At 71.7% G+C, this 16,618-nt stretch carries 19 protein-coding genes; 13 read left to right on the top strand and 6 right to left on the bottom strand.

The genetic code is table 11. The features are described 5' to 3' along the window. Positions 1-3: 3 nt before the first annotated feature. Both IEY78_RS16820 and IEY78_RS16815 read left to right on the top strand, forming a co-directional pair. Complete coding sequence (locus tag IEY78_RS16820; RefSeq protein ID WP_189099107.1) at positions 4-1,089, top strand: magnesium and cobalt transport protein CorA; 1,086 nt, start codon at positions 4-6, stop codon at positions 1,087-1,089. Positions 1,090-1,307: 218 nt separating this feature from the next. Continuing rightward, positions 1,308-2,174, top strand: a complete 867-nt coding sequence (locus IEY78_RS16815) for an isocitrate lyase/PEP mutase family protein (RefSeq protein WP_189099052.1) — start codon at positions 1,308-1,310, stop codon at positions 2,172-2,174. Positions 2,175-2,458: 284 nt separating this feature from the next. Here IEY78_RS16815 and snpA read toward each other — a convergent pair whose 3' ends face one another. Beyond that, positions 2,459-3,127, bottom strand: coding sequence for a snapalysin (gene snpA, locus IEY78_RS16810; protein WP_189099051.1), 669 nt, complete (start codon positions 3,125-3,127; stop codon positions 2,459-2,461). Between the two features lie 218 nt (positions 3,128-3,345). Between snpA and IEY78_RS16805 the strand changes: the two genes are divergently transcribed. From IEY78_RS16805 to IEY78_RS34460, 4 genes are all read left to right on the top strand, one after another. After that, positions 3,346-4,305 carry a LysR family transcriptional regulator gene (locus IEY78_RS16805; RefSeq protein ID WP_229700000.1) on the top strand — a complete coding sequence of 320 codons (960 nt, stop codon included), beginning with the start codon at positions 3,346-3,348 and terminating at the stop codon, positions 4,303-4,305. 158 nt (positions 4,306-4,463) lie between these two features. Then, entirely contained in the window at positions 4,464-5,750 is a 1,287-nt protein-coding gene (locus IEY78_RS16800) for a cation:proton antiporter domain-containing protein (RefSeq protein WP_189099050.1), read from the top strand. 286 nt (positions 5,751-6,036) lie between these two features. Further along, entirely contained in the window at positions 6,037-6,480 is a 444-nt protein-coding gene (locus IEY78_RS16795; protein ID WP_229699999.1) for an HAD family hydrolase, read from the top strand. Beyond that, entirely contained in the window at positions 6,477-6,617 is a 141-nt protein-coding gene (locus IEY78_RS34460) for an HAD family hydrolase (RefSeq protein WP_229699998.1), read from the top strand. Before IEY78_RS16795 ends, IEY78_RS34460 begins: the two co-directional genes overlap by 4 nt. A gap of 164 nt (positions 6,618-6,781) precedes the next feature. Here IEY78_RS34460 and sodN read toward each other — a convergent pair whose 3' ends face one another. After that, on the bottom strand, positions 6,782-7,177 hold the full coding sequence (gene sodN, locus IEY78_RS16790) for a superoxide dismutase, Ni (protein ID WP_129244482.1): 396 nt from the start codon (positions 7,175-7,177) through the stop codon (positions 6,782-6,784). Positions 7,178-7,334: 157 nt separating this feature from the next. On the opposite strand from sodN, the gene sodX reads away from it, so the two are divergent. Next, complete coding sequence (gene sodX / locus IEY78_RS16785; protein WP_189099049.1) at positions 7,335-7,805, top strand: nickel-type superoxide dismutase maturation protease; 471 nt, start codon at positions 7,335-7,337, stop codon at positions 7,803-7,805. Here sodX and IEY78_RS16780 read toward each other — a convergent pair. After that, complete coding sequence (locus tag IEY78_RS16780) at positions 7,709-8,341, bottom strand: CGNR zinc finger domain-containing protein (protein WP_189099048.1); 633 nt, start codon at positions 8,339-8,341, stop codon at positions 7,709-7,711. The genes sodX and IEY78_RS16780 overlap by 97 nt on opposite strands. Before the next feature lie 94 nt (positions 8,342-8,435). On the opposite strand from IEY78_RS16780, the gene IEY78_RS16775 reads away from it, so the two are divergent. Further along, positions 8,436-9,197 (top strand): class I SAM-dependent methyltransferase, encoded by a 762-nt coding sequence (locus tag IEY78_RS16775; protein WP_189099046.1) that lies wholly within the window; start codon positions 8,436-8,438, stop codon positions 9,195-9,197. A gap of 95 nt (positions 9,198-9,292) precedes the next feature. Here IEY78_RS16775 and IEY78_RS16770 read toward each other — a convergent pair whose 3' ends face one another. The 3 genes from IEY78_RS16770 to IEY78_RS16760 form a co-directional block, all read right to left on the bottom strand. After that, positions 9,293-10,045 (bottom strand): amino acid ABC transporter ATP-binding protein, encoded by a 753-nt coding sequence (locus tag IEY78_RS16770; protein ID WP_189099103.1) that lies wholly within the window; start codon positions 10,043-10,045, stop codon positions 9,293-9,295. Between the two features lie 47 nt (positions 10,046-10,092). Next, positions 10,093-11,037 (bottom strand): amino acid ABC transporter permease, encoded by a 945-nt coding sequence (locus tag IEY78_RS16765; protein ID WP_189099045.1) that lies wholly within the window; start codon positions 11,035-11,037, stop codon positions 10,093-10,095. Positions 11,038-11,099: 62 nt separating this feature from the next. Beyond that, positions 11,100-12,074, bottom strand: a complete 975-nt coding sequence (locus IEY78_RS16760; RefSeq protein ID WP_189099043.1) for an ABC transporter substrate-binding protein — start codon at positions 12,072-12,074, stop codon at positions 11,100-11,102. 547 nt (positions 12,075-12,621) lie between these two features. On the opposite strand from IEY78_RS16760, the gene IEY78_RS16755 reads away from it, so the two are divergent. From IEY78_RS16755 to IEY78_RS16735, 5 genes are all read left to right on the top strand, one after another. Then, on the top strand, positions 12,622-13,845 hold the full coding sequence (locus IEY78_RS16755) for an NAD(P)-dependent malic enzyme (protein WP_189099041.1): 1,224 nt from the start codon (positions 12,622-12,624) through the stop codon (positions 13,843-13,845). A 136-nt stretch (positions 13,846-13,981) separates the two neighbouring features. Next, positions 13,982-14,944, top strand: coding sequence for a zinc-binding dehydrogenase (locus IEY78_RS16750; RefSeq protein WP_189099039.1), 963 nt, complete (start codon positions 13,982-13,984; stop codon positions 14,942-14,944). A 65-nt stretch (positions 14,945-15,009) separates the two neighbouring features. Beyond that, positions 15,010-15,678 carry a HutD/Ves family protein gene (locus tag IEY78_RS16745; RefSeq protein ID WP_189099037.1) on the top strand — a complete coding sequence of 223 codons (669 nt, stop codon included), beginning with the start codon at positions 15,010-15,012 and terminating at the stop codon, positions 15,676-15,678. Between the two features lie 103 nt (positions 15,679-15,781). Next, positions 15,782-15,991, top strand: coding sequence for a helix-turn-helix domain-containing protein (locus tag IEY78_RS16740; RefSeq protein ID WP_189099035.1), 210 nt, complete (start codon positions 15,782-15,784; stop codon positions 15,989-15,991). Beyond that, complete coding sequence (locus tag IEY78_RS16735; RefSeq protein ID WP_189099033.1) at positions 15,991-16,551, top strand: Clp protease N-terminal domain-containing protein; 561 nt, start codon at positions 15,991-15,993, stop codon at positions 16,549-16,551. The genes IEY78_RS16740 and IEY78_RS16735 overlap by 1 nt, the downstream gene beginning before the upstream one ends. The last annotated feature ends 67 nt before the right edge of the window (positions 16,552-16,618 follow it).

Here is a 16,618-nt window from a genome sequence, read left to right as displayed (position 1 = left end):
TCGATGATCAGCAACCTCCGCAAGGCCGTCCGGCTGCCGCAGCCGCGCACCCGGGGAGTCGACCTCAGCCACCCGGCCCGCTCGCCGCTCGGCACCGCGGTGGTGAACTGCGCGGTGTACGTGGACGGGGTGCGGCAGCACGGCGACCACCCGGCCGACGTGGCGATCCGGCGGGTCCGGCGCTCCGGCAACGGTTTTGTCTGGATCGGCCTGCATGAGCCGTCCGAGGCGGAATTCGCCGGAATCGTCGAGCTGTTCGGGCTGCACCCGCTCGCCGTCGAGGACGCGGTCCAGGCCCATCAGCGGCCCAAGCTGGAGCACTACGACGACTCCCTGTTCACCGTCTTCAAGACCGTCCGCTATGTCGAGCACGACCGGCTCACCGACAGCAGCGAGGTCGTCGAGACCGGCGAGATCATGGTCTTCACCGGCACCGACTTCGTGATCACCGTGCGGCACGGCGGGCACGGCTCGCTGGGCCCGCTGCGCGAGCAACTGGAGTCCGTGCCGGAGCAGTTGGCGCTCGGCCCGTCCTCCGTCCTGCACGCCGTCGCCGACCTCGTGGTGGACGACTACCTCGATGTGACGGCCGACGTGCAGATCGACATCGACGACGTCGAGAGCGAGGTCTTCTCGGTCCGCGGCAGCGGCGGCGCCGGCCGGATCTACCAGCTCAAGCGCGAACTGCTGGAACTGCGGCGCGCGGTGGCCCCGCTGGACGGGCCGATGCAGGAGCTGGCGACGCGGCCCATGCGGGAGGTCGACCCCCGGATCACCACGTACTTCCGGGACGTCGCCGACCACCTCGACCGGGTCACCGAGCAGATCACCGCCTTCGACGAACTGCTCAACTCCATACTCCAGGCCCACCTCGCCCAGGTCACCGTCGCCCAGAACGAGGACATGCGGCGGATCAGCGCCTGGGTCGCGATCCTGGCCGTACCGACCATGGTCTGCGGCGTGTACGGCATGAATTTCGACCATATGCCGGAAAAACACTGGACGTTCGGGTATCCGCTGGTGATGGCGCTGATAGTCGCCGCCTGCTGGGTGATCCACCGCGGCTTCAAGCGGAACGGCTGGCTGTAGCCGCGCACTCCATGTGAAAGCGGTAAGAGCGGTAAGAAGTGAGAAAGCGCCGCCCGGCCGTGGCGTGTTACGGCGACGCGGGCGGTTGCGCTGGACCACCATGCCCCTGACCAGTTCTCCGGTGCCCGGCCGTCGCGCCACGGGGCCCTCCCGCGCTCCCGGGCCCGCCCCGGACACCGGACCGGCCCTGGCTGCCGGTTCTGCTAAGGAGCACCACATTGCGGTACGGACCAGCGCTGCGCGACGAGATCGCGGCCGAGGGGACGACGCCCCTGATCGGCGTCCACGACATGTACTCGGCCTCGATCGCCGCCGGCCACTACGACGGCTTCTTCGTGTCCGGCTTCGGCTTCGCCGCCTCCTACTACGGGCTGCCCGACATCGGGTTCATCGCCTGGCCCGACATGGCCGCCTTCGTGGAGCGGCTGCGCGGCGCCTTCCCCCGCCACCATCTGCTGGTGGACATCGACGACGGCTATGTCGACCCCGAGGTGGCCTGCCATGTGGTGCGGCGCCTGGAGCGCAGCGGCGCGAGCGGGGTGATCCTGGAGGACCAGAAGCGGCCGCGGCGCTGCGGGCACGCGGACGGCAAGCTGGTGCTGCCGCTGGAGGAGTACCTGGAGAAGCTGCACCAGGTGCTCGCCGCCCGCAGCGACCTGGTCGTCGTGGCCCGCACGGACGCCACGGAGGAGGACGATATCCTGCGGCGGGCCGCGGCGCTGGCCGCCACGGACGCGGACGTGGTGCTCGTGGACGGGGTGCGCAGCGTCGAGTGGATCCGCCGGATCCGTGCCGTCACCGGCGCCAAGCCGCTGCTGTTCAACCAGATCGCGGGCGGGAAGTCCCCGCGGCTCTCGCTGTCCGAACTGACCGCGCTCGGTGTCGACGTGGCCATCTACAGCACCCCGTGCCTGTTCGCCGCGCACCGGGCCATGGAGGCCGCGATGGCCGAACTGGCCTACGCGGACGGGCGGTTGCCGGATGCCGGGGAGCCCGGCGGGGAGATCGGCGTCAAGGAGGCCACCGAACTGCTGGCCCGCAACCTCGGCCGGCCGCACCCCGTACCGGCGGCCCGGACGGTCTGACCCGCCCGGCCGCCGGCCGCGCCGGCGCCCAGGCGCTGTGGGGCTGACCGGCCGGCGGCGCTGACCGGGCGGTCGCGGACGCACGAAAGCGGTGGGGCTCGTCGGTGACGGGCCCCACCGCACGGGCGGCGCGTGGAAGCGAGGACTGGTGGGGTTACGAGCGCCGTCCGCCAGGTACCGGTACTCGTCAGTCCCAGGCCGTACGCGGTCCGGCCGGCGTCAGCCGGGCCGGGGCCGCCGGGCCACCGCCGGGACTCCGTCGTGCGCGGAGGTCTGCGGGCGGGTCAGGAGGCCGTGCCGAGGCGGATGCCCGCCAGGCCGTTGGCCCAGAGCTGGTCCACCTTGGCGCGCTCGTTGGCGTCCGGCTGGGTGTTCTGGCAGGACGTGCCGGGGCCGCCGCCGGACATCAGCTCGCTGCACGGGCCCTCGTAGTGGTCCGGCAGGCCCAGCACATGGCCGGTCTCGTGCGCGGCCACGCGGGTGGAGTTGTACTCCTGGTTCTGCTTGTGGTCCAGGAAGACGTAGCCCTTGCCGTGGCCGTCGGTGCTGGCGTACGAACCGCGCGGGTCGTCGCCCTCCTTGTACTGGAAGTCGCCGCCGCTGCCTTCCTGGAGCTTCACGTTCTGCACCGCGCCGTTCCATATGGAGGCGCTCTCGGCTATCTGGCTCTTGTACGTCGGGGCCGCGCTCGCGTCGTAGGTGACGGTGACCGAGGCCGCGTCCGGGTGGGCCTTCATCTTGGCCCGGGCCGACTTGATCACCGCTTCGAAGAAGGCCTTGGTGTCGGCCTTCTCGGCCGCCGAACCCTGGTAGGCGGCGATCGAAGCGGGGCTGCTGTGGTGGGAGTTGGCGTAGGAGGAGGGGGAGGCTGCCGACACCGGCGCCGCGGCGGAGAGCGCGGCGGCGAGGCCCAGGCCCAGCGCTGCCGACAGCACTGTCTTGGGAGATCTCATGTGGGGGGCTCCTTAATTTCCGAGGGCCGTACGGTCGCCGTGTGGGGCGGCGACCGGGGCCCTGCGGATTTCTTGGTGCCGTTGAGTCTGGACGCAGTTCGCCCGCCGGGCGGAGATGCCAGGTGGCGATAGCGCAGGCCAATACCCCGGAAAAAAGGGGAGTTCAGGCAGGTTTGAGAGTCTGGTGTGACGTGTGCCGACCTCGTTATGCTCCGGACGTGGAGCTAGAGGTCAGGCATCTTCGCGCATTGTGCGCCATCGCCGACACCGGCAGCGTACGCAAGGCGGCGCGGCAGCTCGGCATGACCCAGCCCTCCCTGACGACCCAGCTCCACCGCATCGAGAAGGCCCTTGGTGGCCAGCTGTTCTTCCGGGAGCCGACCGGCAGCCGACCCACCCCGCTGGGGCACTCGGTGCTGTGCCGGGCCCGTCCGATCGTGGCCGAAATGCGGGCACTTATCGACGAAGTCGCATCGGCCGCACACCACGAACGCGGCGCGCGGCTGCACATCGGCAGCACCAACAGCCCCGCCGTCGCCGGCTGGCTGCGGCGGCTGCGGGTGCGGCTGCCGGAGACGGACACGACGATAAGGGCCGATGTGTCCGCCAACGCACTGCTGCACATGGTGGCGACGGGACAGCTCGACGCCGCCTTCGTCCACGAGGTCGAGGGCGCGCCGCTGCGGATCCCCGACGGTCTGACCGAGCGGGAACTCGTCGTCCGGGAGCCGCAGTTCATCGCCCTGGCGGACAGCCATCCGGCCGCCGCCTCGTCGGTGGTGCGGGTGGCGGACCTCGCCGACGACCAGTGGATGGTCGACCCGACCGTGGACGGCGAGTGGGCCGGGCTGCGCCGCGTCTGGGGCGCGGCCGGCATCGCGCCCCGGGTCGTGCACGGCGACTACCTCACCGCGGTCGACCTCGTCACCGCCGGTGAGGTGGTCACCCCCTGCCAGCCGACCGCCCGCTCCCGCCACGGGATGGCGATCCGCCCCCTGTACGGCGACCCGCTGGCCGTCCGCCTCTTCATGGCCTGCCGCCAGGACGGCACCCCGGCCGCCTCCGCGGACGACCTGTTCGCCGACCTGACCGCCTCGTACATGGAGATCGCCTGGGCGAGCGAGGCGTACCGGGCCTGGCTGGTGCGCCATGACGGGCTGCTGTCGGTGGGGATCTAGGGGCTGTCGTCCGGATCAGGCCGGGCTCGCGGGTCCGGCCCTTCGGCCAACCGTGTGAAAGGCGGCGCCGCGGGCCGCCGCGCGGCGCCCGGTGCCGGGTGCGATGTCCGAGAGTGGAGTGCCCGAAGGCCGACGAGGCCGAGCCCTGGAGAGCCCCCGTGGACGGCACCCTTTCCCTGGTCCTGCTCCTGCTGTTCCTGTGGTGCCTGTGCTCCCGGCGGATGGAGCGCTTCGAACTCACCGCGCCGGCCGCCTTCGTGCTGCTGGGCCTGCTTCTGGGCGAGGTCACCGGGACCCTCCACCTCGCGCTGCCGCACGAAACGGTCAAGGCGCTGGCCGAGGTCACCCTGGTGTGGGTGCTCTTCACCGACGCCGCACGGCTCTCCTTCCGCGCCCTGCGCCCCGAACTCGGCCTCTACGTGCGGCTGCTGGGCATCGGCCTGCCGCTGTGCACGGCCCTGGGCGCGCTGCTGGCGGGCGTCCTGCTCCCCGGCGTCTCGGGCTGGGCCGCGCTGTACGTCGGGGCCGCGCTCGCGCCGACGGATGCCGCGCTCGGCGCCACGATGATGGTCAACCCCGAGGTGCCGGTGAAGATCCGCCGCGTCATCAATGTGGAGAGCGGCCTCAACGACGGCATCGCCACTCCGCTGGTGGTGCTCGCCCTGGCCGGGATGGCCGCGGCCGAGGGGGCCGCCGGACCGGGGGCCTCCGGCCGCGCACTGGTGGAGCTGGCCGTGGGCGCGGCGTACGGGGCGCTGGCCGGGCTGGTCGCCGGGTGGCTGCTGCGCACGGCGCTGCGCAGCGGCTGGGCGGCCGAGGACTTCGCCGGGGCGGGCGTCCTGGCCCTGGCCCTGCTCGGCTACACCTCCGCGCTCGCCGTCGGCGGCAACGGCTTCGTCGCCGCCTTCGTCACCGGGCTGGCCTTCGGCACGGTGCACGGGGCGCCGCAGCGGGTGCTGCTGTACGTCGAGCAGTCCGCGGCGCTGCTGTCGGTGCTGGTGTGGCTGGTTTTCGGCGCCCTCCTGCTCCCGGAGCTGGCCGCCCACCTCACGTGGCAGGCCGGGCTCTACGCCGTCCTGAGCCTGACGGTGATCCGGATGGTGCCGGTGGCGCTGTGCCTGGCCGGCAGCGGTCTGGACGCCCGGACGGTGCTGTTCGTCGGCTGGTTCGGGCCCCGCGGGCTGGCCTCGGTCATCTTCGGCCTGCTCGCGGTCGAGGAACTCGGCCCGGCCGGGGCGCGGCCGGTGCTCCCGGTGATCGCCTGTACGGTCCTGCTCAGCGTCCTCGCCCACGGCATCAGCTCCGCCCCGCTGGCCCGGCGCTACGGGAGGGCGGCCCGGGGCACCGGCCTCGCCGGCGCCCCGGCGGACGAACTGCCCGTGCGGGGCATGGCCGCCGGGGGACTCCACCTGCTGCGGCGGCGACGCGGCCCGGCCCCGCCGTGACCCCCGCCCCGCCCCGCCCCGGTCGTGGACGGGGCGGGGATCCGTGGGCGACTTCCGGACACCGGCCGTTCGGCACACGTTCCCGCGCTGTCCGCTCATGGCGTTCATGGCGTTCATGGCACTCACGGCGTCCGCATTTCACCCGGCGTTCAACCCGCGCGGGCACCATGGCCGCCGTCCCGACGAACTGCCCCTGAACCAGGGTGAGATGGCCGTGCTCCGCTCCCCGCTCCAGGCCGTTTCGCCACCCCTACGCCCTGATGGCGCCGCGAAGGAGAAACGCACCATGTCCCGAGGAACGAAGGCCGCTCTGATAGCCGGTACGGTGCTGTGCACCCTGGCCACGCTTCCCACGGCGGCACAGGCCGCCCCCGCCGCGGACTCGCCGCCCTCGAAGAGCCACTGGCTGCGGGACGTCGCGCCGGTGGCCGCCGATCTGCACCACTACCTGGAACAGCGCCTGGCGCAGGTCCCCAGCGGCGAGAAGCCCGCCGTCGTCCTGGACATCGACAACACCTCGCTGGCCACGTACTACGACGAGGGAAACCCCGTCGAGGCGGTCCTCGACGCCGCGGAGTACGCCCACGCGCACGGCGCGGCGGTGCTCTTCGCCTCCTACCGCGACGCCGACTCGCGGCGCTCCACGACCGAGCAGCTCACCTCGGCCGGATACACGTCGACGGGCTCTGCCTCAAGCCTGGCGGACACAGCCCCGGCAAGGCCCAGGTGAAGCTCGGCTGCCGCAAGCAGTACGAGGGGAAGGGCTACACCCTCATCGCGAACGTCGGCAATCGCAGCACCGACTTCGAGGGCGGCCACTACGACAAGGGCTTCAAGCTGCCGGACTACGACGGCGCACTGAGCTGACCGTCCGCCCACGGAGAAAAGCGAAAGAAGCCCACAAAGAAGAAGCCCGCAAAGAAGACCGCACCCGCTCCGTCAGGCGCGCCGTGGGTGGCGTGCTGCGGACCGGGTGCGGACAGGTGGCCGGGACGGCCTGCGAAGGTGCAGGTCGCACTGGCCGGACCGGGTCAGGCCTTCTTGGTCTCCCAGAAGATCCGGTCGATCTCGGCGATGAGCTCCAGCGCCTTCTCGCCCGTCTTCGGGTCGTTGGAACCCTTGGCGGCGCTGAGCGCCTTGAGGGTGTCGTTCACCAGCTGGTGGAGCTGGGGGTACTTCTCGAAGTGCGGGGGCTTGAAGTAGTCGCTCCACAGCACCGAGACGTGGTGCTTGGCCAGCTCGGCGCGCTGCTCCTTGATCAGAACGGCGCGAGTGCGGAAGTCCGCGTCCTCGTTGGCCTGGTACTTCTCCTGGACGGCCTTGACCGACTCGGCCTCGATGCGGGCCTGGGCCGGGTCGTACACGCCGCAGGGCAGGTCGCAGTGGGCGCTGACCTTCACCTTGGGGGCGAACAGGCGCGAAAGCATGTTCAGTCCTTCCTCGTGATCGTCTTCTCAGGTGCGAGATTACTCGGTGCGGGAAGGCTTTTCTCGGGCGGCCCGGGGGTCTTAGGGCAAAAGTCCGGTGTCACACCGCGACTGTTGGAGGATGGGCCGGTAAGCGGGTCGGACCGGGAGGTAAGGGATGCCGGAGCAGGTGCACGCGCGCGGCGCCGGGCAGGGCGAGGGCGCGGACGCGGGACGGGGGCGGGGCCGGCTGCTGCGGGCGTTCGGGCTGGCCGAGGTGTACAACCCGTCGATGGTGCCGACGCTGCGGCCCGGCGACCAGCTGGTGGTGCAGTACGGGGCGGCGGTGCGGCCCGGTGCCGTGGTGGTGCTGCGGCATCCGTTCCGGCAGGACCTGCTGATCGTCAAGCGGGCCGTGCGGCGGCTGGACGGCGGCTGGTGGGTGCAGGGCGACAACCCGTTCGTCGAGAACGACAGCCGGGAATTCGGGGTGGTACCGGACGAACTGGTCATCGCCCGCGCCTGGATCCGGGTGCGGCCGCCGCGCGAGGTTCAGCGCTCGGTGGCCGGGGTGCTGTCCTGGGCGGCCTCGGCGGTGCGGCCGGTGCGCGCCGAGCGCTCGCTCTCCAGCCGCTTGCGGGCACGGTAGGCGGCGACGTTGGCGCGGGTGGCGCAGCGGTCCGAGCAGTAGCGCCGGGAGCGGTTGGTGGAGGTGTCCAGGTAGACGTTGCGGCAGGGGCGCGCCTGGCAGATGCCGAGGCGGTCCACGCCCAGTTCGGTCAGGTGGAAGGCCAGGCCCATGCAGGCGGTGGCGGTGTAGCCGGCGGTGGCGTTGGCCGCCTGCTCGGCGATGTGCATGTGCCAGTCGGGGCGGCCTCCCGCGTCGTCGCGCTGCTCGTGGCCGGAGATCTGCGGGCTGACCGGGAACTCCATCATCAGGGCGTTGAGCAGGTCCACGGCCAGCACCTCGTCGCCGGCGTCGGCGGCCTCGAAGACGGCGCGCAGCCGGGCGCGGACCGTGCGCAGGCGGGTGACGTCGCTGTCGGTCGCGCGCCGGGCCGCCTGCTGGGCGGGGCCGAAGAGTTCCCGTACCACCTCGACCGAGGTCAGGCTGTCGGTGCCGCGTTCGGGCTGCTCGGTGTTGACCAGTCGCACGGCATAGTCCGAGTAATAGGCCAGTTCCACTTGTAGTCCTTACGAGCGGGAGTTAAGGTACGGAGTGCTGGGTGAAGTAATAGGCTCTATGGCTATCAGGGTATTACAGTCCGGAAGGGAAGCGATGACCGAGACCGTCGCCGGCGCCGACTGGCAGGCGTGGCAGCACAGTTGGGACCGCCAGCAGGAGTGGTACCTCCCCGACCGCGAGGAGCGGTTCCGGGTGATGCTGGACATGGTCGAGGCGCTGGTGGGCCCCGAGCCCCGGGTCCTGGACCTCGCCTGCGGCACCGGCAGTATCTCCGACCGGCTGCTGAAGCGGTTCCCCGGGGCCGAGAGTGTGGGCGTCGATCTGGATCCCGCGCTGCTGGCCATCGCGGAAGGGTACTTCGCCGGCGAGCGCCGGGTCCGCTTCGTACGGGCCGATCTGAAGGACCCGCAGTGGACGGCGGCGCTGCCGCACACGTCCTACGACGCGGTGCTCACCGCCACCGCCCTCCACTGGCTGCACAGCGGGGAGCTGCGCGGGCTCTACGGGCAGCTCGGCACCCTGGTGAGCGACGGCGGGGTCTTCCTGAACGCCGACCGGATGCCCGACGAGGCCACTCCCCGGATCAACGCCGCCGACCGCGCCCTGCGGCACGCGCGCCAGGACGCGGCGAAGGCGGCCGGCGCCGTCGACTGGGCCGAGTGGTGGCAACTGGCCGCCGCCGACCCGCTGCTGGCCGGGCCGACGGCGGAGCGCTTCGAGATCTTCGGCGAGCACGCGGACGGCGACACGCCCTCGGCGGCCTGGCACGCCCAGGTGCTGCGCGAGTCCGGTTTCGAGGAGGCGCGCACGGTGTGGTCCTCGCCCACGGACGCGCTGGTGCTGGGCCTGAAGTAGGCCCGGCGGCCGGGCCGCGGGGGAGTGCCCCCCCGGCCCGGCGGCGGTGCCCCGTGCGGACGCCGCCGCACCGGGCACCCCGCGGGGGACGGGCGCTACAGCACCTTCGACAGGAACGACTTCGTGCGCTCGTGCTGGGGGTTGCCCAGCACCTCGCGCGGATGGCCGGACTCGACGACCACGCCGTCGTCCATGAAGACCAGCGAGTCGCCGACCTCGCGGGCGAAGCCCATCTCATGGGTCACGACGATCATCGTCATCCCGTCCGCCGCCAGGTCCTTCATGACGTCCAGGACGTCACCGACCAGCTCCGGGTCGAGCGCCGAGGTCGGCTCGTCGAAGAGCATCAGCTTCGGCTCCATCGCCAGCGCACGGGCGATGGCCACCCGCTGCTGCTGGCCGCCGGAGAGCTGCGAGGGGTAGCTCGCGGCCTTGTCGGACAGCCCGACGCGGTCCAGGAGCTTGACCGCCCGCTCCCGCGCGGCGGACTTCGACTCGCCCTTGACCTGGATCGGCGCCTCCATGATGTTCTCCACCGCGGTCATGTGCGGGAAGAGGTTGAAGCGCTGGAAGACCATGCCGATGTCGCGGCGGCGGGCGGCGACCTCCCTGTCGCGCAGCTCGTAGAGCTTGCCGTTGTGCTCGCGGTAGCCGACCAGTTCGCCGTCGACGGACAGCCGGCCGGCGTTGACCTTCTCCAGGTGGTTGATGCAGCGCAGGAACGTCGACTTGCCGGAGCCGGACGGGCCGATCAGGCAGAAGACCTCCCGCGGCGCCACCTCCAGGTCGATGCCCTTGAGGATGTGGGCCGCGCCGAAGGACTTGTGGACGCCCTCGGCCCGCACCATCGGGCCGCCGCTGCTGCCCGCGGCCTTGTTCGTCGTCAGCTTGCTGGTCATGCCGCACCTCCGGCGGAGCGGTGGAAGCCGCCCGACAGCTTCGCCTTGGCGCGCTGGAGCGGGGTGGGCGGGAGCTGGCGGCTGGAGCCGCGGGCGTAGTAGCGCTCCAGGTAGTACTGGCCGATGCTCAGCACCGTGGTGGCGATGAGGTACCAGGCGGCGGCGAGGATCAGCATCTCCACCACGACGCCGGAGTCCCGGCCGACGTTCTGGGCGGCCTGCAGCAGGTCGTAATACTGCACGGCGATGACCAGCGAGGAGGTCTTCAGCATGTTGATGACCTCGTTGCCGGTCGGCGGCACGATCACCCGCATCGCCTGCGGCACGATGATCCGGCGCAGCGTCTTGGCGTGGCTCATGCCCAGCGCGTGCGCCGCCTCGGTCTGGCCCTCGTCGACGGCGTTCAGACCGGCCCGGCAGATCTCCGCCATGTACGCGGCCTCGTTGAGCCCGAGGCCCAGCAGCGCGCACAGGAACGGGGTCATGAAGTCCGACCACTCGTCCTTGTAGATCGGCATGATGTCGATGTACTGGAAGACCAGGCCCAGGTTGAACCAGAGGAACAGCTGGACGTAGACCGGCGTCCCGCGGAAGAACCAGACGTAGAACCAGGCGACCGTCGAGGTCACCGGGTTCTTCGACTGGCGCATCACGGCCAGGATCACCCCGAGGACGATGCCGATGATCATCGACAGCACGGTGATGATCAGGGTGTTGCGCAGGCCCTTGAGGATGTCCGCGTTGAACATGTACTGGGGGATCGCGTCCCAGTTGACGTTCCCGGAGGCGAAGGCCCGGCCGAGCAGGGCGACCAGTCCGAGGACGACGACCGCCGCCACCCAGCGCCCGTAATGGCGGACCGGGATGGCCTTGAGGGGCTCGGGCTGGGGCGGCGGAGCGTCCGCCGGCGGCTGGGCCGACTTGTCGACGTCAACTGACACGGGTGTTGCCTTTCAGCATTCGGCGGGAGGTGCGCGGAGCGGACGGGAGAGCGGCCGGCGGCTCAGGAGCCGCCATTGATCTGCACGTCCTTGACCGCGGCATCCTTGACGTCCCACTTGTCCAGGACCTTGGCGTACGAGCCGTTCTTGATCGCGAGTTCCATCGCGGCCTTGAGCGCGTCACGCAGCTGCTGCTTGCCCTTGGGCACCGCGATGCCGTACGGGGCCGCCTTGAGCGGGGCACCGCCGACCATCTGGAAATCCTTGCCGTGGCCGGAGACCTTCACCGCGTACGCCGCGACCGGGTAGTCACTGGAGACGGCGTCCACGCCGCCGGTACGCAGCCGGGTCTGGGCCTCGGAGTCGTTGTCGAACGCCTCGATGGAGATGGCCTGCTCGCCGTTCTTCTCACAGGCCTTCGACTTGTCCTTGGCCAGGTCGTCCGAGACCGTGCCGCGCTGCACCGCGATCGTCTTGCCGCACAGCGTCTCCCAGCCGTCGACGCCCTTGGTCTTGCCCTTCTGGGTGTAGAGCGAGACGCCGACGTTGAGGTAGTCGATGAAATCGACGCCCTGGCCGATCTTCTTGCCGGTGTTGCTGTCGATGCCCTGCTGGCGCTCCTTGGTGTCCGTCATCGCCGACATCGCGATGTCGTAGCGCTTGGACTTCAGACCGCCCATGAGGGTGTCGAAGGTGGCGTTGTTGAAGTTGAGCTTGATGCCCAGCTCCTTGCTCATCGCCTCCGCGAGGTCCGGGTCGATGCCCTCGACCGCGCCGTTGGAGCGGAACTCCACCGGCTTGTAGGTGATGTCCGAGCCGACCTGGAGCAGCGCCTTCTCCTGGACGTCCTTGGGCAGCATCTTGAACAGCGGCGCGTGCTCGTTGCGGTTCTTCTTCGCCTCGCGCTTGGCGATCGCCGCGTCCGTCTGGTCACCGCAGGCGCTGAGCAGCAGCAGCGAGGCCGCCACCGCGGCCGCCGTGGCCACGGCTGTACGAGACCTGCCGAGGGCCGGGCGACGGGTGGTGCGTGCGGTCATGCTGATCCTCCTGCGGATGGAGAAGCCGACGTGACAAAGGCCGGGGTACACACCCTGGAGCGCCGTGACCTCGGTTGGTGACGGGAATCCTGCCACCCGGACTCCGGTATTCGGACTGTCACACAGGTCAAAATCGCATAACGGACGACGGCGGCCGGGCGTCGGCCTTGTCGGGCAAGGGGGCCGCACCGGCGGCGGCATGCGAAGGACGCCCTGCTCGACGGGGGCGTCTCGGCATACGGACCGTGCGGAGCGCCGCTCCTGATCCCCCTGTGCGCTTCACGCTTTTCCTACGCTTCGAGGTTATTGTCTGGTCTCTGAAGCCGAGGGTAAGCAATCTGACTCGTCGGGGCCCGCGCCCGTCGGGTAGAAAGGTGCGTTACACCCCTCATCCGGGGCTCAGGGCGCGTGTGCGGCGCGCCCGGCGTCCGATCCTCCCCCCGTACGGCGGCCATCTGCCGTGCCGGGTCCGGACGCGGTGCCCGCCCACCCCTCAACCAGGGAGTGGCCACCCTCAAGCAGATTTACGATAAAAGGGGTAAGACAAGTGGCAGCGGAGATCGTCAATCCTCGCAGCGACAGCACGACAGGCGCGGGCGCGGGCAGTGCGCCCGACGACGCCTTCGATCCGGCCTTCGCCCTGCATCGCGGCGGCAAGATGGCCGTTCAGGCGACCGTGCCGGTCCGGAACAAGGACGACCTGTCCCTCGCGTACACACCGGGCGTCGCCAAGGTGTGCAGCGCCATCGCCGAGCAGCCCGAGCTCGTGGACGACTACACCTGGAAGTCCCACGTCGTCGCCGTCGTCACGGACGGCACCGCGGTGCTGGGCCTGGGCGACATCGGCCCGGAGGCCTCCCTCCCGGTGATGGAGGGCAAGGCCATCCTCTTCAAGCAGTTCGGCGGCGTCGACGCGGTGCCGATCGCGCTCGGCACCACCGACACCGACGAGATCATCGAGACCGTCGTCCGGATGGCGCCGTCCTTCGGCGGGGTCAACCTGGAGGACATCTCGGCGCCGCGGTGCTTCGAGATCGAGCGCCGGCTCCAGGAGCGGCTGGACATCCCGGTCTTCCACGACGACCAGCACGGCACCGCCGTGGTCACGCTGGCCGCGCTGCGCAACGCCGCCAAGCTCACCGACCGGGCGCTCGGCCAGCTGCGCGCGGTCATCTCGGGCGCCGGCGCGGCCGGTGTCGCCATCGCCAAGATCCTCATCGAGGCGGGCATCGGAGACGTCGCGGTGTGCGACCGCAAGGGCATCGTCTCCGCCGACCGCAGCGACCTCACGGACGTCAAGCGCGAGGTCGCCGGTTTCACGAACAAGGGCGGGCTGACCGGCTCCCTCCAGGACGCGCTGGACGGCGCCGATGTCTTCATCGGGGTCTCCGGCGGCACGGTGGCGGAGGAGGCGGTGGCGAAGATGGCGAAGGATTCGATGATCTTCGCGATGGCCAACCCCACCCCGGAGATCCACCCGGACATCGCGCACCGGTACGCGGCCGTGGTCGCCACCGGACGCAGCGACTACCCCAACCAGATCAACAACGTGCTGGCCTTCCCCGGCATCTTCGCCGGCGCCATGCAGGTGCGGGCCTCGCGCATCACGGAGGGCATGAAGCTCGCCGCCGCCGAGGCGCTGGCCGCCGTCGTCGCCGACGAGCTGAGCGCCGACCGGGTCATCCCCTCGCCGTTCGACGAGCGGGTCGCCCCGGCCGTCACCGCGGCGGTCGCGGCCGCCGCCCGCGCCGAGGGCGTGGCGCGCCGCTGACGCCACGGCAGATCCAGTCACGGGCCGGGCCCGCACCCTCGCAGGTGCGGGCCCGGCCCGTTGCCGTGGCCGTGCGCGGCGCGTGTCACACCCCTGCGCGGTACCGCGGCGCCCCCGCGCGGCCTACGTTGGGATCATGTTTGCTGCCTATGCCGCCCGCATCGACCGTGACCAGCCGCTCAACGGCCTCGAATTGGGGGAGCGCCCGGCCCCCGAGGACCGCCCCGGCTGGACGACCGTCACCGTGAAGGCCGCCTCCCTCAACCACCACGACCTGTGGTCGCTGCGCGGGGTGGGCATCACCGAGGACGCCCTGCCGATGATCCTCGGCTGCGACGCCGCCGGGATCGACGCGGACGGCAACGAGGTCGTGCTGCACTCCGTCATCGGCCAGACCGGCCACGGCGTCGGCCCCAAGGAGAAGCCCTCCATCCTCACCGAGCGCTACCAGGGCACCTTCGCCGAGCAGGTCACCGTGCCCGCGTGGAATGTGCTGCCCAAGCCGAAGGAGCTGTCCTTCGCGGAGGCGGCCTGCCTGCCGACCGCCTGGCTGACCGCGTACCGGATGCTGTTCACCAACGGGGGCGTACGGCCCGGCGACAGCGTGCTGGTGCAGGGGGCGGGCGGCGGCGTGGCCACCGCCGCCATCGTGCTGGGCGCCGCCGCGGGGCTGCGGGTCTTCGCCACCAGCCGCGACGAGGCCAAGCGCAAGCGGGCGCTGGAGCTGGGCGCGGAGGCGGTGTTCGCGAGCGGGGAGCGGCTGCCGCACCGGGTGGACGCCGTGATCGAGACGGTCGGCGCCGCCACCTGGTCGCACTCCGTCAAGTCCCTCAAGCCCGGCGGCACGCTGGTGATTTCCGGCGCCACCAGCGGCTACACCCCCAAGAGCGGGGAGCTCAACCGGATCTTCTTCCTGGAGCTGAAGATCGTCGGCTCCACCATGGGCAGCAAGGAGGAGCTGGCCTCGCTGCTGAGCTTCTGCGCCGCCAAGGGCATCCGCCCGGTCATCGACTCCACGCTGCCGCTGGACCGGGCGCGCGAGGGGTTCGCGAAGATGGCGGAGGGCGAGCTGTTCGGCAAGGTCGTGCTGACGGTCTGACCCCCGCACGGGCAGCCGGGGCCGCGCACCGGCGGCCCGCCACTTCCCCGGAAGGGACCGGAGACATGCGGATCCTGCGGGCGCGGGAGCGCGCCGCCGCGCCGTGGAGCAACGGCGGCGGGGTGACCCGCGAGGTCGCCGCCCATCCGCCGGGCGCGGGCTGGGACGGCTTCGCCTGGCGGGTCAGCCTGGCGGACGTCACCCGCGACGGGCCGTACTCGCCGCTGCCCGGCGTCCGGCGGATCCTCACCGTCGTCGACGGCGCCGGGCTGGAGCTGACGGTGGACGGCACCGTGCGGCTGCTGCCCGGCGGCCACCGCCCGTTCGCGTTCCCCGGCGGGGCCGCCACCGGCTCCCGCCTCCTGGACGGACCCGTCGTCAACCTCAACGTGATGCTGCGGGAGGGGCGGGCGGACGCGACGGTGGAGATCGTGCGCGGCACTTGGGCGCCGGGGCCGTTCCCGTCATCGCCGTTGGCTTCGTCGCCGCCGTCGCCGTCGCTCTCGCCCTCGCCGGGAGGTGGGTCGGACCCCGTGGGCGGGCTGCTCGTCGTGGCGCTGGAGGGGGCCACCCGGCTCACGGCCCCTGGGGAGACGGGGGAGTCCGCGGTGCTGCGGATGGAGCGGTTCGACGCGGTGCTGTGGCCGGGGCCGGACGCGCCGCCGGGCGGGCTGCGGGCGGACGGCACCGTGGCGGTGATCCGGCTGTCCGGCCCGCCCTCTCCCCTCACCTGACGTCTCAGCGCACTTGACGCACCCGGGACGCACCCGAGACGCATCGAGACAGATCTGTCAATGAAGGTTGACGCGCCCTCTCGTGTCAACCTAAATTGACATCATGAGCGAAGCAACGGATCTCGCCGAGCGGGCGGGGGACCGCGACCCGCGGGTCGGACTCCGTGCCGTGGCCGCGCTCCGCCGGCTGCTGGAGCAGCTCGAAGCCGTGCAGGTGCGCAGCGCCCGGGCGAAGGGCTGGTCGTGGCAGGAGATCGCGGCGGAACTGGGGATCAGCAGGCAGGCGGTCCACAAGAAGCACGGGAGGCGCTGATGTTCGAGAGGTTCACGGCCGAGGCCCGCGCCGTGGTGAGCGGCGCGGCGGAGCAGGCGGAGCGCACGGGCAGCGACACGATCGGCGAGCCGGAGCTGCTGCTCGCCCTGCTGGACCGGACGGATTCGCCGGCCGCCGCGGCACTCGCCGCCCTCGGCCTCCAGGCCCGGCGCGCCTCGGTGGCGGACGCCCTGGCGGCGGTGCGGCGGCGCGGCGGGGTCTCCGCGGCCGACGCGGCGGCGCTGGCCGGTCTCGGGATCGACGTCGACGCGATCGTGGCGAGCGTCGAGCGCGAGCACGGGGTGGGCGCGCTGGCCGGCGGGGCGCCCGGGCGGCGCCGGGGGGTGCGCCGCCGGTTCACCGCGGAGGCGAAGTCCGTGCTGGAGCGGGCCCTGCGGATGGCGGTCGCCCGCGGCGAACGCGCCCTCGGCGACGAGCATCTGCTGCTCGCGCTGACCTGCGGGCGCGGACCGGCGGCGGTGGTGCTGGCCGACCACGGGGTGACCCATGCGGCGGTGCTGCGGGTGCTGGACGCCGACGGCGGCCGCCGGGCGGGGTGAGGCGCCGGGCGGGACCGGCGCCGGGCCGCCCGGGTGCGGTGCGGGCGCGCCGGACGGTGCGTCGGCG

The organism is Streptomyces kronopolitis, assembly GCF_014646275.1.
In the GTDB taxonomy this organism is placed as follows: Bacteria; Actinomycetota; Actinomycetes; order Streptomycetales; family Streptomycetaceae; genus Streptomyces; species Streptomyces kronopolitis.
The sequence above is the reverse complement of the archived record's forward strand: the minus strand, read 5'-3'. Positions and strand labels throughout refer to the sequence as shown.

What these genes read in the sequence shown, in the direction of transcription:
- IEY78_RS16770 (WP_189099103.1), bottom strand. Translation starts at nt 10,045, where the DNA reads ATGGTGCGGGCCGAGGGCGTCCACAAGTCCTTCGGCGCGGCCCACATC.
- IEY78_RS16775 (WP_189099046.1), top strand. Translation starts at nt 8,436, where the DNA reads ATGACCGAGACCGTCGCCGGCGCCGACTGGCAGGCGTGGCAGCACAGT.
- IEY78_RS16820 (WP_189099107.1), top strand. Translation starts at nt 4, where the DNA reads ATGATCAGCAACCTCCGCAAGGCCGTCCGGCTGCCGCAGCCGCGCACC.
- IEY78_RS16740 (WP_189099035.1), top strand. Translation starts at nt 15,782, where the DNA reads ATGAGCGAAGCAACGGATCTCGCCGAGCGGGCGGGGGACCGCGACCCG.
- snpA (WP_189099051.1), bottom strand. Translation starts at nt 3,127, where the DNA reads ATGAGATCTCCCAAGACAGTGCTGTCGGCAGCGCTGGGCCTGGGCCTC.
- IEY78_RS16745 (WP_189099037.1), top strand. Translation starts at nt 15,010, where the DNA reads ATGCGGATCCTGCGGGCGCGGGAGCGCGCCGCCGCGCCGTGGAGCAAC.
- IEY78_RS16795 (WP_229699999.1), top strand. Translation starts at nt 6,037, where the DNA reads ATGTCCCGAGGAACGAAGGCCGCTCTGATAGCCGGTACGGTGCTGTGC.
- IEY78_RS16750 (WP_189099039.1), top strand. Translation starts at nt 13,982, where the DNA reads ATGTTTGCTGCCTATGCCGCCCGCATCGACCGTGACCAGCCGCTCAAC.
- sodX (WP_189099049.1), top strand. Translation starts at nt 7,335, where the DNA reads ATGCCGGAGCAGGTGCACGCGCGCGGCGCCGGGCAGGGCGAGGGCGCG.
- IEY78_RS16760 (WP_189099043.1), bottom strand. Translation starts at nt 12,074, where the DNA reads ATGACCGCACGCACCACCCGTCGCCCGGCCCTCGGCAGGTCTCGTACA.
- sodN (WP_129244482.1), bottom strand. Translation starts at nt 7,177, where the DNA reads ATGCTTTCGCGCCTGTTCGCCCCCAAGGTGAAGGTCAGCGCCCACTGC.
- IEY78_RS16735 (WP_189099033.1), top strand. Translation starts at nt 15,991, where the DNA reads ATGTTCGAGAGGTTCACGGCCGAGGCCCGCGCCGTGGTGAGCGGCGCG.